The organism is Labrys sp. 22185, assembly GCF_052045555.1.
Classification (GTDB): Bacteria; Pseudomonadota; Alphaproteobacteria; order Rhizobiales; family Labraceae; genus Labrys; species Labrys neptuniae.
The window spans coordinates 75,863-93,332 of record NZ_JBQEPH010000018.1; the positions used below are offsets into that span (position 1 = coordinate 75,863).

Annotated in this window: 18 protein-coding genes; 12 read left to right on the plus strand and 6 right to left on the minus strand. The window is 64.7% G+C overall.

The genetic code is table 11. The features are described from left to right. The first annotated feature begins 15 nt into the window (after positions 1-15). Positions 16-345 (plus strand): hypothetical protein, encoded by a 330-nt coding sequence (locus ACTJKX_RS26795; RefSeq protein ID WP_311939829.1) that lies wholly within the window; start codon positions 16-18, stop codon positions 343-345. Between the two features lie 82 nt (positions 346-427). Here the strand turns inward: ACTJKX_RS26795 and ACTJKX_RS26800 are convergent, their stop codons facing one another. From ACTJKX_RS26800 to ACTJKX_RS26810, 3 genes are all read right to left on the minus strand, one after another. Continuing rightward, positions 428-997 carry a hypothetical protein gene (locus tag ACTJKX_RS26800; protein ID WP_440727073.1) on the minus strand — a complete coding sequence of 190 codons (570 nt, stop codon included), beginning with the start codon at positions 995-997 and terminating at the stop codon, positions 428-430. Positions 998-1,098: 101 nt separating this feature from the next. Beyond that, positions 1,099-1,659, minus strand: coding sequence for a NifU family protein (locus ACTJKX_RS26805; protein WP_440727074.1), 561 nt, complete (start codon positions 1,657-1,659; stop codon positions 1,099-1,101). Positions 1,660-1,708: 49 nt separating this feature from the next. Beyond that, complete coding sequence (locus ACTJKX_RS26810) at positions 1,709-2,494, minus strand: alpha/beta hydrolase (protein ID WP_440727075.1); 786 nt, start codon at positions 2,492-2,494, stop codon at positions 1,709-1,711. A 194-nt stretch (positions 2,495-2,688) separates the two neighbouring features. On the opposite strand from ACTJKX_RS26810, the gene ACTJKX_RS26815 reads away from it, so the two are divergent. From ACTJKX_RS26815 to cysK, 7 genes are all read left to right on the plus strand, one after another. Beyond that, on the plus strand, positions 2,689-3,930 hold the full coding sequence (locus tag ACTJKX_RS26815) for a glycosyltransferase family 4 protein (RefSeq protein ID WP_367623679.1): 1,242 nt from the start codon (positions 2,689-2,691) through the stop codon (positions 3,928-3,930). 199 nt (positions 3,931-4,129) lie between these two features. Beyond that, a complete protein-coding gene (gene infC / locus ACTJKX_RS26820; protein ID WP_371260377.1) occupies positions 4,130-4,669 on the plus strand; it encodes a translation initiation factor IF-3 in 540 nt (179 codons plus the stop codon). Positions 4,670-4,870: 201 nt separating this feature from the next. After that, on the plus strand, positions 4,871-5,722 hold the full coding sequence (locus tag ACTJKX_RS26825; protein WP_440727076.1) for an AcvB/VirJ family lysyl-phosphatidylglycerol hydrolase: 852 nt from the start codon (positions 4,871-4,873) through the stop codon (positions 5,720-5,722). 276 nt (positions 5,723-5,998) lie between these two features. Next, the gene (gene coaBC / locus ACTJKX_RS26830; RefSeq protein ID WP_311939817.1) at positions 5,999-7,267 is read left to right on the plus strand and encodes a bifunctional phosphopantothenoylcysteine decarboxylase/phosphopantothenate--cysteine ligase CoaBC; all 1,269 of its coding nucleotides are present in this window, start codon (positions 5,999-6,001) and stop codon (positions 7,265-7,267) included. Positions 7,268-7,538: 271 nt separating this feature from the next. Further along, positions 7,539-7,997 carry a dUTP diphosphatase gene (dut, locus tag ACTJKX_RS26835; protein ID WP_440727077.1) on the plus strand — a complete coding sequence of 153 codons (459 nt, stop codon included), beginning with the start codon at positions 7,539-7,541 and terminating at the stop codon, positions 7,995-7,997. Between the two features lie 125 nt (positions 7,998-8,122). Further along, positions 8,123-8,572, plus strand: coding sequence for an RrF2 family transcriptional regulator (locus ACTJKX_RS26840; RefSeq protein ID WP_311939813.1), 450 nt, complete (start codon positions 8,123-8,125; stop codon positions 8,570-8,572). Positions 8,573-8,679: 107 nt separating this feature from the next. Then, positions 8,680-9,642, plus strand: a complete 963-nt coding sequence (cysK, locus tag ACTJKX_RS26845) for a cysteine synthase A (RefSeq protein ID WP_068292673.1) — start codon at positions 8,680-8,682, stop codon at positions 9,640-9,642. A 198-nt stretch (positions 9,643-9,840) separates the two neighbouring features. Here cysK and ACTJKX_RS26850 read toward each other — a convergent pair whose 3' ends face one another. Both ACTJKX_RS26850 and polA read right to left on the minus strand, forming a co-directional pair. Then, a complete protein-coding gene (locus tag ACTJKX_RS26850) occupies positions 9,841-10,506 on the minus strand; it encodes a DUF2076 domain-containing protein (RefSeq protein ID WP_440727078.1) in 666 nt (221 codons plus the stop codon). Between the two features lie 250 nt (positions 10,507-10,756). Beyond that, complete coding sequence (polA, locus tag ACTJKX_RS26855) at positions 10,757-13,741, minus strand: DNA polymerase I (RefSeq protein WP_440727079.1); 2,985 nt, start codon at positions 13,739-13,741, stop codon at positions 10,757-10,759. Positions 13,742-13,888: 147 nt separating this feature from the next. On the opposite strand from polA, the gene ACTJKX_RS26860 reads away from it, so the two are divergent. From ACTJKX_RS26860 to ACTJKX_RS26870, 3 genes are all read left to right on the plus strand, one after another. Then, positions 13,889-14,701 carry a HesA/MoeB/ThiF family protein gene (locus ACTJKX_RS26860; RefSeq protein WP_367623684.1) on the plus strand — a complete coding sequence of 271 codons (813 nt, stop codon included), beginning with the start codon at positions 13,889-13,891 and terminating at the stop codon, positions 14,699-14,701. Positions 14,702-14,721: 20 nt separating this feature from the next. Further along, complete coding sequence (gene folB, locus ACTJKX_RS26865) at positions 14,722-15,081, plus strand: dihydroneopterin aldolase (protein WP_210249987.1); 360 nt, start codon at positions 14,722-14,724, stop codon at positions 15,079-15,081. A gap of 115 nt (positions 15,082-15,196) precedes the next feature. Further along, entirely contained in the window at positions 15,197-15,703 is a 507-nt protein-coding gene (locus ACTJKX_RS26870) for a TIGR00645 family protein (protein ID WP_068292686.1), read from the plus strand. 67 nt (positions 15,704-15,770) lie between these two features. Here the strand turns inward: ACTJKX_RS26870 and mepA are convergent, their stop codons facing one another. Continuing rightward, complete coding sequence (mepA, locus tag ACTJKX_RS26875) at positions 15,771-16,715, minus strand: penicillin-insensitive murein endopeptidase (RefSeq protein ID WP_367623685.1); 945 nt, start codon at positions 16,713-16,715, stop codon at positions 15,771-15,773. 251 nt (positions 16,716-16,966) lie between these two features. Here mepA and ACTJKX_RS26880 point away from each other — a divergent pair, with 251 nt between their 5' ends. Further along, positions 16,967-17,416 carry a L,D-transpeptidase gene (locus ACTJKX_RS26880; protein WP_440727080.1) on the plus strand — a complete coding sequence of 150 codons (450 nt, stop codon included), beginning with the start codon at positions 16,967-16,969 and terminating at the stop codon, positions 17,414-17,416. The last annotated feature ends 54 nt before the right edge of the window (positions 17,417-17,470 follow it).

Sequence of the window (17,470 nt, forward strand, 5' to 3'; positions counted from 1 at the left end):
GCCGCGATTCTTTGCGTGACGACAGCATTGGCGGTCACGCCGGCCTCTGCCGGCGATGGCCGCACCGGTGCTTTCGTCGGCGGTGCAGCGCTTGGCGCGGTCGGCGGCGTCCTGCTCGGCCAGGCACTGGCCGACCGTCCCGCCCCGCCGCCGCGGCCTGCGCCGGTGTATGAGCCGGCCCCGGTCGCCTATGATCCCTATGTCGACCGCCTCGATCGCCTGCATGCAGGCTGCGACAGGGGCGACCGCCGGGCCTGCGTCCAGTTCGGCGAAATGATCGGCGCCCATCGCGAGCGCGTGGCGGAATGGCGCCGTACCCATCCCGACTTCTTCGAGTGGGAATGAAGCATTTTGCGTCGGGGGAACGGGTGGGCGCTTTGGAAACGCCCGTTCCCCAATTATCCATGTGATACGAGCCGAAGAAGGTTCAGCCGGTCGGCCTCATCGTGATCATGCAGGCAATGCCGGCGCTCACCGTGAGGCGCTGGTTGAGGCAGCGGATGGTGGCGAAGCCCTCGGTAACGACCCGGGCCTTGCCGATGTCGCCATCGGCATCGCCGCGCATCACGCCGAGATCGAGCGTGTCCTGTTCGATGTCGTAGTCGCTCTTCTCCGGCCCGATCGCATGCAACAGGCTTTCGAGGTGGGCGGTGAAGTTGATCAGGTCCGCCGGGCTGGCCCGGTCACCCACCAGGCCGATCGAATCGACTACATTGCCGGCGAGGACGATGGTCATCGAGGTGGGCGAACGGGACGTGCCGATCGAGCCGGTGACATCACCTCTCGGCGTGATCGTCGTGAGATATTCGATGTCGTCGAAGGTGCAGGCGTAGGACTCCTCGTCCTTCCCGCGGCAGGCACGGACTGGATCCAGCCCGTCCCGGACGAGGCGGGCATCGAACAGGTCGATCAGGCGCCGTTCCGTCAGCGGTGCGGACTGGGCCTGGGTTGCGCCGAACAGGGCGCTCGCAAAGAGGATAGATGGCAGCAGGCGCATGGCCGTAGCGAACTCCGGCCCCCCGAGGGGATTAAGCACCCGCCACCTTAAACATTGATGAAAGCGGCCGGACGATGCCGCTCGTCAAACACCCTGCCGCCTCAGGCCGCGCGGACTTCCTGTACTTCCGGCACGAAATGACGCAGCAGGTTCTGGATGCCGTTGCGCAGCGTGGCCGTGGAAGAGGGGCAGCCCGAGCAGGCGCCCTTCATGGCGAGATAGACCACGCCTTCGCGATAGCCGCGGAAGGTGATGTCGCCGCCATCGGCCGCCACGGCCGGGCGCACGCGGGTCTCGAGCAGGTCCTTGATGGTCTCGACCGTGTCCTCGTCGGCCTCGTCGAAGAACTCCGCGCCTTCCTCCAGCGGCGCGACATCCTTGTTGAGGATGGGCACGCCGGAAAGGTAGTGCTCCATGATCGCGCCGAGCACGGCAGGCTTGAGGTGCTGCCATTCCACGCCCGAGCGGGTGATGGTGATGAAGTCCGAGCCGAAGAACACGCCGGCGACGCCCTCGATGGAAAAGAGCTTCTGCGCCAGCGGCGATTGCGCGCCCTCGGCGGCATTCGTCATGTGCAGCGTGGTGCCTTCGGGCAGCACTTCGCGGCCGGGCAGGAATTTGAGAGTCGAGGGATTCGGCGTCGCCTCGGTCTGAATAAACATCTGTCTCTCCGCTCCAAGGGTCGGGTCAAGGCCGGCCAGGACCTCGCAATTATAGGAGGAGCTGTGATTTGGGCGCAATGCCCTCCACCGCTTCCACCAGCTTGTCGAGATCCTGCGGGCGCGACAGGCGATGGTCGCCGTCCTTGATCAGCGTCACCGTCACATCGTCCTCGGCCAGGCTCTCGACCAGCGCCATGGCATGCTGCCAGGGCACGTCCGGGTCCTCCATCCCCTGCAATATATGGACGGGGCAGCCGGTTTTCACCATGTCGCCGAGAAGAAGATGGTTGCGGCCTTCCTCGATCAGCGCCCGGGTGATCGGATAGGGCTCGGGCGAATAGTCGGATGGGCGCAGCCAGGCCCCCTTGTCGATGATCTCGCGTTTCACCGTATCGGGGAACTGGTCCCACATCAGCCTTTCGGTGAAATCGGCAGCGGGGGCAATCAGCACCATTCCGGCCGGTGCCAGCGGCGTGCCGGCCAGGGCCCGCGCGGCGAGAAGGGCGATCCAGCCCCCCATCGAAGAGCCGACCAGGATCGGCGGCGTCTTCACGCCTTCGCGGATCACGGCCAGGGCGTCCTCGAGCCAGGAGCCGATAGTACCCTCCTCGAAGCGGCCACCTGATTCGCCATGGCCGGAATAATCGAATCGCGTCACCGCCCGGTGATGGCGCGCGCCCCACTCGGCCAGAAAACTGGCCTTGGTCGCCTGCATGTCGGAGCGGAAGCCGCCGAGCCATACCACATCCGGGCCGCGCCCGGGCTGGTGACGCCAGGCAATAGTGCGGCTGGACGGGCCTTCGCCGACGCTGATCATGGCGGGGTTGCTGGTCATCCGGTCACTTCCTCTTGCTGGTGCGGCGGCGCGTTCTGGGGGACGCCCGAAAAAATATGCGGGGCCGGCCCGAAAATCCTGCGCTGCATCACCTTTCATTTAGAACATGGGGCGCTCTATAGAGGGTGTCATGGACGAAGGTCCATTGGCCACCCTCATCATCACGCCGAACCAAGCCGGAAAAATCTGCACCCATGTCCGATTTCTCGTCCAAAGCTCGCCCGGTCGGCCGACGGCCGAAGGAGGAACGCTTTGCCGGTATCACCGTGCTGCAGATCATTCCGGCCCTGGATGCCGGCGGTGCCGAGCGCACCACCATCGACATCGCGGATGCGCTGACGCGGGCGGGTGCCCGGGCCCTGGTCGCCACCGAAGGCGGCCGGCTGGTCGGCGAGCTGCAGGCCCGTGGCGGCCTTTGGATCCCGTTCAATGCCTCGACCAAGAATCCGCTGCGCATCTGGGGCAATGCCCGGCGGCTCGAGCGCCTGGTGCGCGAGGAGAAGGTCGATCTCATCCATGCTCGCTCGCGCGCGCCGGCCTGGTCGGCCCGCCTCGCCACCAAGAAGCTCAACCTGCCCTTCGTCACCACCTATCATGGCGCCTATTCGGCGAGTTCCGAATGGAAGAAGCGCTATAACGGCGTGATGGCGCAGGCCGATGTCGTCATCGCCAATTCGAACTTCACCGCCGCCACCATCAAGGAAAACTGGCCGGAGGCGGCGGAGCGCCTGCGCGTCATCCATCGCGGTACCGACCTGACGGCCTTCACGCCTTCCGCCGTGTCTTTCGAGCGCGTGGAGACGCTACGCCGGGCCTGGAACGTGGCGCCGCATCAGCGCATCGTGCTGCTGCCCGGCCGTCTCACCGGCTGGAAAGGCCAGCGCGTGCTGATCGACGCCGCCGCCATCCTCAAGCAGAAGGGCATCGAAGACACCGTCTTCGTCCTGGCGGGCGATGCCCAGGGCCGGGACGGCTATGTCGCCGAGCTCGAGACGCGCATCGCCGAGCGCGGCCTCAAGGGGCTGGTGCTGCGCGTCGGCCATTGCTCGGACATGCCGGCCGCCTATCTCTCCGCGGCAGCGGTCGCCATTCCGTCCACCAGCCCGGAGGCGTTCGGACGCACGGCGGTGGAAGCGCAGGCGATGGGCTGCCCAGTGGTGGTGGCCGACCATGGCGCCACCTCCGAAACCGTGCTGGCTCCGCCGGAGATCGTCGGCAATCTGCGTACGGGCTGGCGCACGCCGGTGGGCGATGCCGAAGCCCTGGCCGAGGCCCTGCACGAGGCGTTGACCCTGGGCGCTTCGGCCCGCGATGGCCTCGCGGCACGTGCCCGCGCGCATGTCGAGGCACATTTCTCGCTGGACGTGATGTGCAATGCCACGCTCGATGTCTATGCCGACCTTCTGATGAAGAGCCGCAAGCTCAAAGACGAGTGAGCGAAAAGCCGCGAATTGTTCGCCGCATAGCGAGCCCGTGACAGTCTATCGGGCTGATTTGTGATCTAAATTTCGCGCAGCGGGCATGAAAGCGTTGACTTCCGGGCGCTTCGGCAACATCTTCCCGCATCCGGGCGCGGGCTTCGACGCGAAGCCGTCGGCTCGCCCAAATCAATTCATGGTAGAGGAGTTTACCGCCATTCGTCGCCCTATGAGGACAAACGCACCCGTCGTCAAGGACGGCCCGCGCATCAATGAGGAGATTCGGAACCGCGAAGTCATGCTGATCGATCAGGACGGGCAGAATCGCGGTGTCACCGACACCAGGGCGGCGATCGCCATGGCCTTTGAAGCCGGACTGGACTTGGTCGAAGTGGCAGCCAATGCCGAGCCGCCGGTCTGCAAGATCATGGACTACGGCAAGTTCAAGTTCAACGAGCAGAAGAAGGCCGCCGAGGCCCGCAAGAATCAGAAGACGGTCGAGATCAAGGAGATCAAGCTCCGCCCGGCCATCGACGATCACGACTATGACGTCAAGATGAAGGCCATGAAGCGCTTCTTCGAGGAAGGCGACAAGGTCAAGGTCACCTTGCGCTTCCGTGGCCGTGAAATGGCGCATCAGGAGATCGGCTATCGCCTGCTCAACCGTGTCAAGGACGACACCGGCCTGATCGCCAAGGTGGAATCCGATGCCTCGCTCGAAGGCCGCCAGATGGTGATGGTGCTGGCACCGCGCTGATCGAGCCGGATAGATGGAGTGTCGACCACGGTCGACATCCTTCTTGTCGGCAAAAGCGGTGGCGCCAAGATTGTCGATCTCTCGGCTCCATCGATTGATGGAGCGTGGTCGACGCTCTAGATCTAATGCGGTTCCGGGCCGCCATCGTCGCGCCATGTTCCGGGCACAGGAACAGACAGTTCATCTGTTTCATGCCGTCCCATGGTCCGTTCCCTGACATTACGGCGTTTCGCCTTTCTGACCCTTGTCGTCGCAGGTGGCGTCTTCGTCGACGCCAAGGTGTTGCCGCGCTGGTTTCCGCAGGCCTTTGGCGGGGTCTGGGGTGGATTGGCCGCCCCCGACAATGCCAATGTGCCCGCTTCCTTGCGCGACCTTCCGATCGTCCTCGTCAAGGGCAGGCGCGATGATGGCCCCATTGCTATCCTGCTATCGGGCAATGGTGGCTGGTGGGGCATCGATGACGGTATCGCCGAGGGGCTTGCCCGCGCCGGCGTGACCACGGTCGGCCTGAACAGCCTGGCCTATTTCATCCATCGCCGCTCCCCCGACGAGGTCGCGGCCGCGATCGACAGGATGGCTGCCTCGATCGGCCCCGACAGGCCGGTCATCCTGGTCGGCTATTCCTTCGGCGCCGATATCGCTGCCACGATTTATACCCGCCTCTCCGACGACCTGCGCGCGCGCATTCGCCAGGTCTCGCTGCTCGGCCTCTCGCGGGAAGCCGACTACGCCGTCGGTTTCATGAAGGTCGCCGGCGGGCGCAGGGCGACCATCCCGGCCGTCGACGCCATTGACGGCCCCCATATCCAGTGCTTCCACGGCGCCGATGAAGGCGCGCGGTCGGGCTGCAACGATGTCGATGCCGCAAAGGTGCAGGTGGTCGAAGTCCCCGGCGGGCACCATTTCGACGGTGATTACGACAGGATTGCCAGCCTCATCCTTGAAGGCATGCCGGCGTCGCCGAGCAGCGATCCGATCCGTTATGCGGGGATGGATCGATTCGCCTGGCTGGCCCACCCCGTCGGGATGGAGACGCAGGCGAGCAAACGCTGAAACGATTGAATCGCCGGGTTCCGCTATTTATGTGTGTGCGGCAGGTCCTGGAGCAGAGCACATTCCGGTGGAAGGTTCTTTCGCCCAGTTCCTGGAGTGTTTTGCGATCTGGCTGACTCGCCACAGCGTTTTGTGATTTCCTGGAATCGCCAAGAATCGCAAAGACGCGTCCAAACAAAGAGTTAGGGCAAATAGCCGTTCACACTTGAACGCGTTTTGCTCTAGGAATCGCAAAGCTTTGGCACAACGCGATAATGGCTCCAGGCGGATCGATCCATGTCCACTCCCCTCGTCGGCAAGCGTATTCTTCTGATCATCGGTGGCGGTATCGCGGCCTATAAGGGCCTCGAACTGATTCGCCGCCTGCGCGAGCGCGGTGCCGATGTGCGGGCCATCCTGACCAAGGCCGGCGAAGCCTTCGTCACACCGCTCTCCGTCTCCGCCCTCACCGGCGACAAGGTCTATACCGACCTGTTCTCGCTGACGGACGAGGCCGAGATGGGGCATATCGAGATGTCGCGCGATGCCGACCTATTGGTGGTGGCGCCGGCGACGGCCGATCTCCTCGCCAAGATGGCGCAGGGGCTCGCCAATGATCTTGCCTCCACCACGCTTCTGGCCACCGACAAGAGCGTGCTGGTCGCCCCGGCCATGAATGTGCGCATGTGGCTGCATCCGTCGACCCAGCGCAACATCGCCCAGTTGCGCGAGGACGGTGTGCTCTTTGTCGGCCCGAATGACGGTGAGATGGCCTGCGGCGAATACGGGCCGGGACGGCTGGCCGAGCCCCTGGAGATCGTCGCTGCGATCGAAAAGGCCCTGGCGGGCCCGACCTTCATTCCGCTGCCTGGCTCGGTGGCTGCCGATACGCGCCTGCTGCCGGCGCTGCCCCTTGCCGGCAAGCATGTACTGGTGACGGCCGGGCCGACGCATGAGCCGATCGATCCCGTGCGCTACATCGCCAACCGCTCATCCGGCAAGCAGGGCTATGCCATTGCGGCGGCGGCCTTGGCCGCGGGGGCTCGCGTCACCCTGGTCTCGGGGCCGGTTGCGCTGCTGCCGCCGCCGGGGGTGAACCTGGTGCCGGTAGAGACAGCGCGCGAAATGCTGGATGCCGTCAGCACTGCGCTGCCGGCCGACATTGCCATCTTTGCGGCAGCGGTGGCCGATTGGCGCGTGGCCGATGCCGGTGCCCAGAAGATCAAGAAGGGCGCCGAGGCCACGCCGAGCTTTTCGCTGGTGGAAAATCCCGACATTCTCGCCACCATCGCAAAGGACAAGGCGCACCGGCCGTCCTTGGTCGTCGGTTTCGCGGCGGAGACCGAGCATGTCGTCGAGCACGCCAAGGCCAAGCTCGCCCGCAAGGGCTGCGATCTCATCGTCGCCAACGATGTCTCGCCGGAGAGCGGCGTGATGGGCGGGGACCGCAACCGCGTTCATCTGGTTTCCGCCTCGGGCATCGAGACCTGGCCCGACATGGACAAGGATGCGGTCGCCCGGGCCCTGGTGGCTCGTTTTGGCGAATTGGCCAGTGCCGCGGCGTGACCGGGGGCCGGTGTTCGAGGCCTGACCGAAAACCGGGGGAACCTCGACTTTTTGTCATCACCGGGCTTGTCCCGGTGATCCAGGGATCCCAGTCTCGATGGGGGTGCGGTATCCGGATGCCCTGGACGAGCCCGAGCATGGCAAAGGTGGAGTTATTCCGGGCCGTGTTGCGAGTTTTGAGACAGGCTCTTCAGACCCATCGACGCCGTCACCTGTCCCCACGATTTTGAAACAGGCGGGTCTGAAGACCCGCCCTCCACGCAGGATTGCCATGACTCTGACCATTCCCGTCAAGAAACTCGCCCATGCCGCCGAGCTGCCGCTGCCCGCCTACCAGAGCGAGGGGGCGGCAGGTCTCGACCTGCCGGCAGCGCTGGGTCCGGGGGAAACCCTGGTTCTTGCACCGATGATGCGTGCTCTGGTGCCGACCGGGCTGGTTTTCCAAATTCCACAGGGCTATGAAGGACAAGTGCGCCCACGTTCCGGGTTGGCTGTGAAAAGCGGAATTACCGTTTTGAACGCACCCGGTACGATAGACGCCGATTATCGCGGTGAGATTAAAGTCGCCCTGATCAATCTGAGTGTAGAATCTTTTGCCATCACCCATGGCATGCGAATCGCCCAGTTGGTCATTGCCCCGGTGACGTTGTCTGTCCTGGTCGAAACGGCGGAAGTCGATTCGACCGTTCGCGGCAGCGGCGGCTTCGGTTCGACGGGCACCACAACCTAAAGCGTTTTGCGGTTCGAAAGAATCATTCGAATCGCAAGGACGCGTCGGAACGAGAAGTCAGAGGAAATGGACGTTCAGTCTTGAACGCTCTTTGCTCTGGAATAGGACCGTATCAGGGGGTCGACATGCAGTTGCTTTCGCGCCGTTCCTTGCTTGGCCTCGCCGCCGTGGTCGATATCGCCCACCATTCGAGGCCCACGCCGGTCGCCGCCAAGGCTCTTGCTTCCCGGCATGCCTTGCCGCCGCGCCATCTGGAAACCTTGCTGCAGACCCTGGTGCGCCACAATATTCTCAAGGGGGTGCGCGGTCCGCGGGGCGGCTATGAACTGGCCCGCGAGCGGCGGCGCATCAGCGTCGGCGACATCGTACGCGCGGCGATGACCGATGCCGCCGGCGAGGATGATCCGGCGCCTGTCTCCACCCTGGTCGACCAGGTTATCGCCCCGGCGGTGAACCAGGCCTCGCAATCCTTCCTGGCCGAACTCGACCAGATCACCGTCGAGGATCTTTGCCGGGATGCCGAGCGCAAGCATGTCTTTGGCGGCACGCCTGCGAATATCGACTTTGCGATCTGAAAAACTTGGCGATCTAAAAACATTAGAAATATGTAATTCAACATAAACCTCGACATTTTCGTGGATTAATGTTGAATTCCAGCCGCTTTCAATCAAGGACGTTCCCCATGGCGAATGCCAATCATGTGCCCGGCCGCGGCCGCATCTACCAGTCGATCACCGAGACCATCGGCGACACGCCGCTGGTGCAGCTCAACCGGCTGGCCAAGGCCAAGAACGTCAAGGCGCGCATCCTCGCCAAGCTCGAATTCTTCAACCCGATCGCCAGCGTCAAGGACCGTATCGGCGTCAGCATGATCGATGCGCTGGAGAAGTCCGGTCATCTCAAGCCCGACACCGTGCTGGTGGAGCCGACCTCCGGCAACACCGGCATCGCGCTCGCCTTCGTCGCGGCCGCCCGCGGCTATCGCCTGATCCTGGTCATGCCGGAATCGATGTCGATCGAGCGCCGCAAGATGCTGGCCCTGCTCGGCGCCGAACTGGTGCTCACTCCGGCTGCCCAGGGCATGCGCGGCGCGGTCGCCAAGGCCGAGGAGATCGTCAAGGAACTGCCGAGCGCCATCATTCCCCAGCAGTTCCGCAATCCCGCCAATCCCGAGATCCATCGCCTCACCACGGCCGAGGAGATCTGGAACGACACCAAGGGTGACATCGACTATTTCGTCTCGGGCGTGGGCACCGGCGGCACCATCACCGGCGTCGGCCAGGTGCTCAAGCCGCGCAAGCCCGATCTCAAGATCGTCGCTGTGGAGCCGGAGGATTCGCCGGTGCTGTCGGGCGGCCAGCCCGGCCCTCACAAGATCCAGGGCATCGGCGCCGGCTTCGTGCCCGACGTGCTCGATCGCTCGGTGATCGACGACATCATCACCGTCGGCAACCAGACCTCCTTCGACACCGCCCGTCTCCTCGCCCGCATCGAGGGCATCCCCTGCGGTATTTCTTCGGGTGCGGCAGTTGCCGCGGCGCTGGAATTGGCGGCCCGCCCCGGCATGGACAACAAGTCCATCGTGGTGATCGTACCCTCCTTCGCCGAGCGCTACATTTCCAGCGCCCTGTTCGAAGGGCTGTAAGCCGACCTGCTTGCCACGCAAAACACCCCCGGTCAGGCACTGGCCTGGCGTGTTTTGTCAGGTCATATGGTTCGCGTCTTTCCGGTGCACGGGCATCCTGCCCGTTCTATCTCACCGGCAAACGGTACGTTTCCAAGGACGGGCATCGCGACATGCAAACATGTCGCTGTGATGCCCGTGCACCCGGAGACGGCTCGATCAGATCCAGCTGTCGTCGCCGCCGCCGGAATCGTCCGAATCGTAATCGCCATCATCGTCGTCATTCGAATCGTAGCTGGCGTCGCGCACATTGTCGTCGTTGTCGCGGCCCTTGTCGGCGCTTTCGTTGATGATGGTCTCGTTGATGGTGGTGTTGCCTTCGCCCCAGGGAGCAGAGTTGCCGCCGCCGAACAGGCCACCGCCGCCGCCGAACATCGAGCGCACGCCCTCGAACAGCAAGGCGCCGCCGGCGACGCCGGCCGCCGTCTGCAGGGCGCCCTGCAGGAAGCCGCCGCCACGGGCGGGCTGCTCGGCCTGCTGCGGAGGCACCTGCCCTGGTTGAGCCTGGTTGCGCTGGCCACCGAAGCCCTGCAAGGCCGAGCCGGCGCGCTCGAGGATGGATTGCGGCTGTGCAGGCTGCTGGGGCGCCTGCGGAGCTTGTTGCGCTTGCTGGGAGGCCGTTTCGGCGGCCTGCACTTTGGCATGCGCCTCGCGCAGGGCGTGGTCCTGCACCAGGACGGTTTGCACCAGCGCATAGGCTGCGCCGGGCGAGCGGGCCATCTCGGCCGCAATGGCGGCTTCCGCCTCGTTATCGCGCCCGGTCGGGGCGGAACTGCGCAGGCGGTTGAACAGGTCCTCGATGAGGGCTTTTTCGTTGGGGGTCATCCTGACTCTCCTTCGCGGCTGCTTCCTGAGGGGGTAGGCCGCAACGCCCCCCATGTGGGTGCTGCACCTCAATCGGACAAGAACCGGCCAGAATTGGGGCGCGTTACAAAGGAGTAATGCCCCGGAGCGCGGACATCCTGTCCGCTCTTGANNNNTCGTTTGCCTTCGGCTTTTGCAGAGAAAAACGGGCGTTGTCCTATCCTGATATCTGATTGTTTCAAGAGCGGACAGGATGTCCGCGCTCCAGGCCTCAATGCGCTTCTTCCCAGTTGCCGGCGGCCCGTGCCTCGACCTGCAGCGGCACCTTGAGCTGCAGGGCCGGAAGGGCTGCGTGCTCCATCACCTGGGAGACCACCGGCAGCGTCGCCTCGACTTCCTCCTCGGGTGCCTCGAAGACGAGTTCGTCATGCACCTGCAACAGCATCTTGGCCGAGAGCCCGGCCTTGAGGAGGGCGGCGTCCATCCGGCTCATGGCGCGTCGGATGATGTCGGCGGCCGAACCCTGGATCGGGGCGTTGATGGATTGGCGCTCGACGAAGGCCCGCTCGGACGGATTCTTCGATTCGATCGCCGGAAAATGCATCTTGCGGCCGAAGACGGTCTCGACATAGCCATTCGCGCGGCATTCGGCCTTCATCCGGTCCATGTAGTCGCGGATGCCGGGGAAGCGTTCGAAATACTTCTTGATATAGGCGCTCGCCTCCTCGCGGGGAATCGAGAGCTGATTGGCGAGCCCGAAGGCCGAGATGCCGTAGATGATGCCGAAATTGATGGCCTTGGCGCGCCGCCGCACCAGCGGATCCATGCCCGCGACCGGCACGCCGAACATCTCGGAAGCCGTCATGGCGTGAATGTCGACGCCGTCCTCGAAGGCCTTGGTCAGCTGCGGGATCTCGGCGACGTGGGCGAGCACGCGCAGCTCGATCTGCGAATAGTCGGCCGAGATCAGCTTGGCGCCGGGCGCAGCGATGAAGGCCGAGCGGATCTTGCGGCCTTCCTCGGTGCGCACCGGGATGTTCTGCAGATTGGGCTCGGAGGAGGACAGGCGCCCCGTCGTGGTCGCCGCCAGCGAGTAGGAGGTGTGCACCCGGCCGGATTTCGGGTTCACATAGGTCGGCAGCGCGTCGGTGTAGGTCGATTTGAGCTTGGTGAGCTGGCGCCAGGCCACGATGCGCCGCGGCAGTTCCAGGCCCTGGTCGGCCAGGTCCTCCAAGACCTGGGCCGAGGTCGCCCACTGGCCCGTGGGGGTCTTCTTGCCGCCGGGCAGTCCCATCTTGCCGAACAGGATGTCGCCGAGCTGCTTGGGTGAGCCGACATTGAAATTCTCGCCGGCGAGTTCGTGGATCTCGGCTTCGAGCCGGGCGGCGCTCTGGGCGAATTCGCCCGACAGCCGCGCCAGGATCTGGCGGTCGATCATGATGCCGCGCGATTCCATCTTGGCGAGCACGGCGACGAGCGGGCGCTCCAGCGTCTCGTAGATGGTGACCAGTCCCTCCGCGACCAGGCGGGCCTTGAGCAGCAGCCACAGGCGCAGCGTGACGTCGGCATCCTCGGCGGCATAGGCGGTGGCGCGCTCGATGGTGACCTGGTCGAAGCCGATCAGCGACTTGCCGGAGCCGCAGACCTCGGAAAAGGCGATCGGCTTGTGGCCGAAATGGCGCACGGACAATTCATCCATGCCGTGATTACCGCGCCCGCCATCGACGACATAGGACATCAGCATGGTGTCGTCATAGGGCGCAACCCTGACGTTCTCCTCGCCCATCACCAGCGTGTCATATTTCAGGTTCTGGCCGATCTTCAGCACGCCGGGATCTTCGAGCAGGCCTTTCAGCCGCTTCAGGGCCTCTGACACATCGACCTGCCCGGCCATCATGCCGCCGCCGAACAGATCGGCCTTGTCGCGATGGCGCAGGGGCACGTAGCAGGCCTTGCCCGGCTCGACCGACAGGGAGAAGCCGACGAGATCGGCCTGAAGCGCATCGAGCGAGGTGGTTTCCGTGTCGAAGGCGACATAGCCGAGTTCGCGGGCCCGGCTGATCCAGCCGTCGAGCGCTTCCAGGCTCGCGACGGTTTCGTAGGAGCCGGCGTCGAAGGGAATGGCCGCGAGCCTGGCCTTGACGCTCTCCACCACCGCGGGGGGTGTGCCGGCTCCAGTGGCAACTGCCGGCGCAGGAACGGCGCCGTCGGCATCTGGCCTCGGCGCCGGCGTCCGGGCCGGGGCGGGCGAGAAATCGCTGTCGGGGATCTTCAGTGCCTCGTCGGGCGGGATATCGGCGACGTCGAGGCCGGCATCCTCGGCGATGCGGCGGGTCAGGGTGGAGAACTCCATCGCCTTCAGGAAGGCGATGGCGCCCTTGGCATCGAGGCCGGGGGCGATGAGATCCTCGATCGGCGTTTCCAGGGTGACGTCGGTGACGAGCTTCACCAGTTCGCGCGAGATACGGGCGAGCTTGACGTTTTCGGGATCGGTCAGGCTCTCGCGGCGCTTGGGCTGCTTGATCTCGCCGGCCCGGGCGAGGAGCCCTTCCAGGTCGCCATATTCGTTGATGAGCTGCGCCGCCGTCTTGACGCCGATGCCGGGCACGCCGGGGACATTGTCGGTGGAATCGCCGGCCAGGGCCTGCACATCCACCACCTTGTCCGGCGTCACGCCGAACTTCTCCAGCACCTCGGGCTCGGCGATCAGGCGCTCGGGACGCGAGCCCTTGGCCTTCTGGTCGCCCGAAGCGGGATCGAACATCACCACGCCCGGCCGGATCAGCTGCATCAAATCCTTGTCGGCCGAGACGATGGTCACGTCGGCGCCGGCCTTGACGGCAATGTCGCAATAGGTGGCGATCAGATCGTCTGCCTCGTAGCGGGACTGCTCCACCGGCTTCAGGCCGAAGGCGCGTACAGCAACCCGCATCAGCGGGAATTGCGGCACCAGCTCTTCCGGCGGCGGGGGACGGTGGCCCTTGTAGGGCGGGTAGATCTCCTTGCGGAATGAGTCTTCAGATTTGTCGAAGATGATGCCGAGATGGGTGGGCTGCTTGCCCATCACCCCTTCCTTGATCATCTTGTGCAGCACGTTGCAGAACAGGCGCACCGCCCCCGTCGGCAGGCGGTCGGAGCGGTAATTGTAGCGGGCGTCCTGGTTGATCGACTGGAAATAGGCCCGGAAGATGAAGGATGAGCCGTCGACCAGGAAGACGTGGTCGCCCTTTCCGGGGGGGCGCGGAGCAGGAGTCATCAGGGCCTCGTCTTCGGTCTGTTCAGGACTGATTCTTGGAGCGCGATCATACAGGCTCGCATCGAGAAGGCGAGACCATGGATAAGTCCTCCCAGGAGGGCCCTCCCCGCGATTGCGCCCAACCTTCCGCGCCCCTACATTCGCCCCATGGCATTCTCATCCGAAGAGCTGGAGCGCTACGCCCGGCATGTCGTCATGCATGAGGTCGGCGGCGCCGGGCAACAGGCCCTGTCGCGGGCCCGTATCCTGGTGGTCGGTGCCGGCGGGCTCGGCGCCCCCGTGCTGCTCTATCTGGCGGCGGCAGGTGTCGGCACGCTCGGCATCGTCGACGACGACATCGTCTCGCTCTCCAACCTGCAGCGCCAGATCATCCATGCCACGCCCGATATCGGCCGTCCCAAGGTCGAGACGGCAAGCGAGGCGATCGCACGGCTCAATCCGCATGTGACGGTGGTTCCGCATGCCTTGCGCATCGATCCCGCCAACGCGGCTGACCTGATCGCCGCCTATGACCTGGTGATCGACGGCTCGGACAATTTCGACACCCGCTATGCCGTCTCCGATGCCTGCTTCTTCGGCCGCAAGCCGCTGATCATGGGGGCGCTCGGCGTGTTCGACGCCATGCTGACCACATTGCGGCCCTTCGAGAGGAATGCCGAAGGCGAGCCCAACCCGACCTGGCGCTGCCTGTTCCCGCAAAAGCCGCCGCCGGGCACCATTCCAAGCTGTTCGGAGGCCGGCGTGCTCGGCGCGCTTGCCGGCGTGGCCGGCTCGATGATGGCGCTGGAGGCGATCCGCGAGATCGTCGGCTTCGGCACGGGCCTTACCGGCCGCCTGATCCATCTCGACGCGCGCGACATGCGCTTCGGCGAAACCCTTTATGGCTGGGATCCCGACAACCCGCTGAATGGCGAAGCGGCGCAAGCAACGGGCGAAACGGCGATGGCGCTTCGCGGCTGAGTATGGCATGTCTCGCTGCCATGACCGAACCGCGATCCTATAGCCGCGTCTTTCTGCGCGCCCTCAATCTCGAAGCCCATATCGGCTATTACGAGCATGAGAAGGGCGTAACCCAGCCCCTGGTCGTGGATGTCGAGCTGACGTTGGCCGAAGCCCGTTTCGGCGACGACGATATCGAGGGCACGATCGATTATGACAAGATCGCCGCCATCGGCCGGGACCTGGCCGCCAGCCATGTCGACCTGCTCGAGACGTTCGCCGAGCGGCTCGCGCAGCGCTGCCTTGCCTTCGACCGTGCCGCAACCGTGCGCGTGCATGTCGAAAAGCCGCGCGCCGTGCCGGGCGCCATGGCCGGCGTCGAGATCCTGCGCGTCAAGTAGCCGGCCGCGGCCGCGATAGCCATCCAACTCGATTACAATTTGGCAAGGCTGGGTTCCCAGGCCGGGCGCGTCCCTCTATTTTGCCCGCGATTGTTCAATCGGGTTGAGATTTTCCATGGAAAAAATGATCGAGCGCTGCCTTGTCGCCTCGCGCTGGGTGCTGGCGCCCTTCTATATCGGGCTGGTCATCGCCCTGTTCGTCGTCCTGCTGAAATTCGGGCAGGAACTGCTCCATTATGTCGTCGGCGCCTATGGCTTCACCACCGAGGAAACGGTGATCGGCGTGCTGGAGCTGGTCGATCTTGCCCTGCTCGGCAGCCTGATCCTCATCGTGATCTTTTCGGGTTATGAGAATTTCGTCTCGAAGATCGACGGCACCGAACATCTGTCCTGGCCGTCCTGGATGACCAAGGTCGATTTCGCCGGCCTCAAGCTCAAACTGCTGGCCTCGATCGTGCTGATCTCGGCCATCCAGCTCCTGAAGGGCTTCATGCAGATCGAGAAGCTGACCGACCGCGACCTTTATTGGCTGGTCGGCATCCACATGGTGTTCATGATCTCGGGCGTGTTGCTGGCCTTCTCGGACCTGTTGCAGGCCAAGGCGGGCCATCCCGACGATTGAGGTCGCGGCTTGGCGCTGCTCGACTGCCCATGCCGCCTTCGGCCGGAAGGCAGGCTTCCGGCCGCTTCTACGGCGCCGCAATCACCTGGCTGCAGGCGGCGGGCAGATCGCTCAGGGTGAGCTGGCGCGGCGGGTGCGGCGGCTTGGGGCGCGGCTTGGGATGCAGCACCGCATCCGAGAACCAGTAGTCGAGTTCCTTGCCGCAGCCCTCATCGCCTGTCGGCGGCTTCTGTGGCGTGCAGCTCGGGCTGCCGCGCGGGCAGGTGATGCGGACATGGAAATGATAGTCGTGCCCATACATCGGGCGCACCTTGCCGAGCCAGGAGCGGTCACCGGTGGCATCGCGGCACATCGCCTTCTTGATGGCGGCGTTGACGAAGATGCGTTCGACCGCCGGATCCTGGGCGGCGGCGCGCACGATGCCCATCTGGCCCGCGGTCCACGAGCGCGAGACGTCGAGCCGGTCCGGGCGCACCATCATCACGGCACTCTTGGTCTCGCGCTCGGCGACGCTGAGCCTGCGGTTCGGCATGGGCGTCAGCCAGATGTCGGCATCGAGCCCGATCTGATGCGAGGCATGGCCTGTCAGCATCGGGCCGCCGCGCGGCTGCGCCATGTCGCCGATCAGGATGCCGGGCCAGCCGGCCACGGTCGGGGCCTTGGCCGCGAGATTCTTCACCACCCGGATGACGGCAGCATTGCCCCAGGCGCGATTGCGCGAGGGGCGCATGACCTGCCAGGTCGGTCCGTCGGCCGGCAGTTCCACGCCGTTCGACAGGCAGCCCTTGGCGTAGAAGCCGATCGAACCGAGGCCGATATTGGCCGGCGTCTCGGCGCGGCCGAAGAGCTGCTTGGCGGGGGTGGCAGCCGTCACCGCGCCGAGCGGCGGCAGTTTGTAGCCGGGCGGGGTGATGTCCTGCGCCGCGGCCGATCCTCCCATGGCCAGGAACGGCAAGGCGGCCAGGGCCAAGCCGCATTTGAGCGACGGGAAGGTCCGGACGAAACGGCGCATGCGTGCTCCCGCGAAGTGATTCGTGACTGCATCCTATCCTGTCTTTTCCCAAACGGCAGCATCGACGGTCGGGAGGGGACGGGGGCTCGATTCTGCAAACCGGCCCGGGGAAGGCGAGCGGAAACCGAAAATTAACCATGTTCGATTCATGCTTTGTTCGGTTCCGGGCGGACTTGCATCCTGTGCGAAAGCGCATGGCGAATAAGGGCCCGGTACGGCCAATGTCAGCGAACCGCATCGAGGAACCTGTCATGCCTGCCCCGCATCTGAGCGCGAAATTCCGCTGGATCGTCGTTGCCTTCACGCTCTTCGTCGCCGCGCTCTGCCAGCTGGCCCCGGCCTCCGCGGGCGTCGTGGCCAAGGTCGATATCGCCAGGCAGCGCATGACCGTGATCGTGGACGGCAATGTCGAGGCGGTCTGGGCCGTGTCGACCGCGCGGCGCGGCTATTATACCCCGCGCGGCATCTACCGCCCCAAGCTGCTCAAGCGCATGCATTACTCCAAGAAATACGACAATTCGCCGATGCCCTATTCGGTGTTCTTCAAGGGGGGCTATGCGGTGCACGGTACCTATTCGGTCAAGCAGCTCGGTCGTGCCGCTTCCCATGGCTGCATCCGGCTGGCGCCGTCCCACGCTGCAGCCCTCTACCAGCTCATCCGGCACCGAGGCATGTCGGATACGCGCGTGGTGATCGGCTAGCCGCTGGATTTCACCGAACTGGGCCGGTAATCGCCTCGAATCTGCATATCAGCC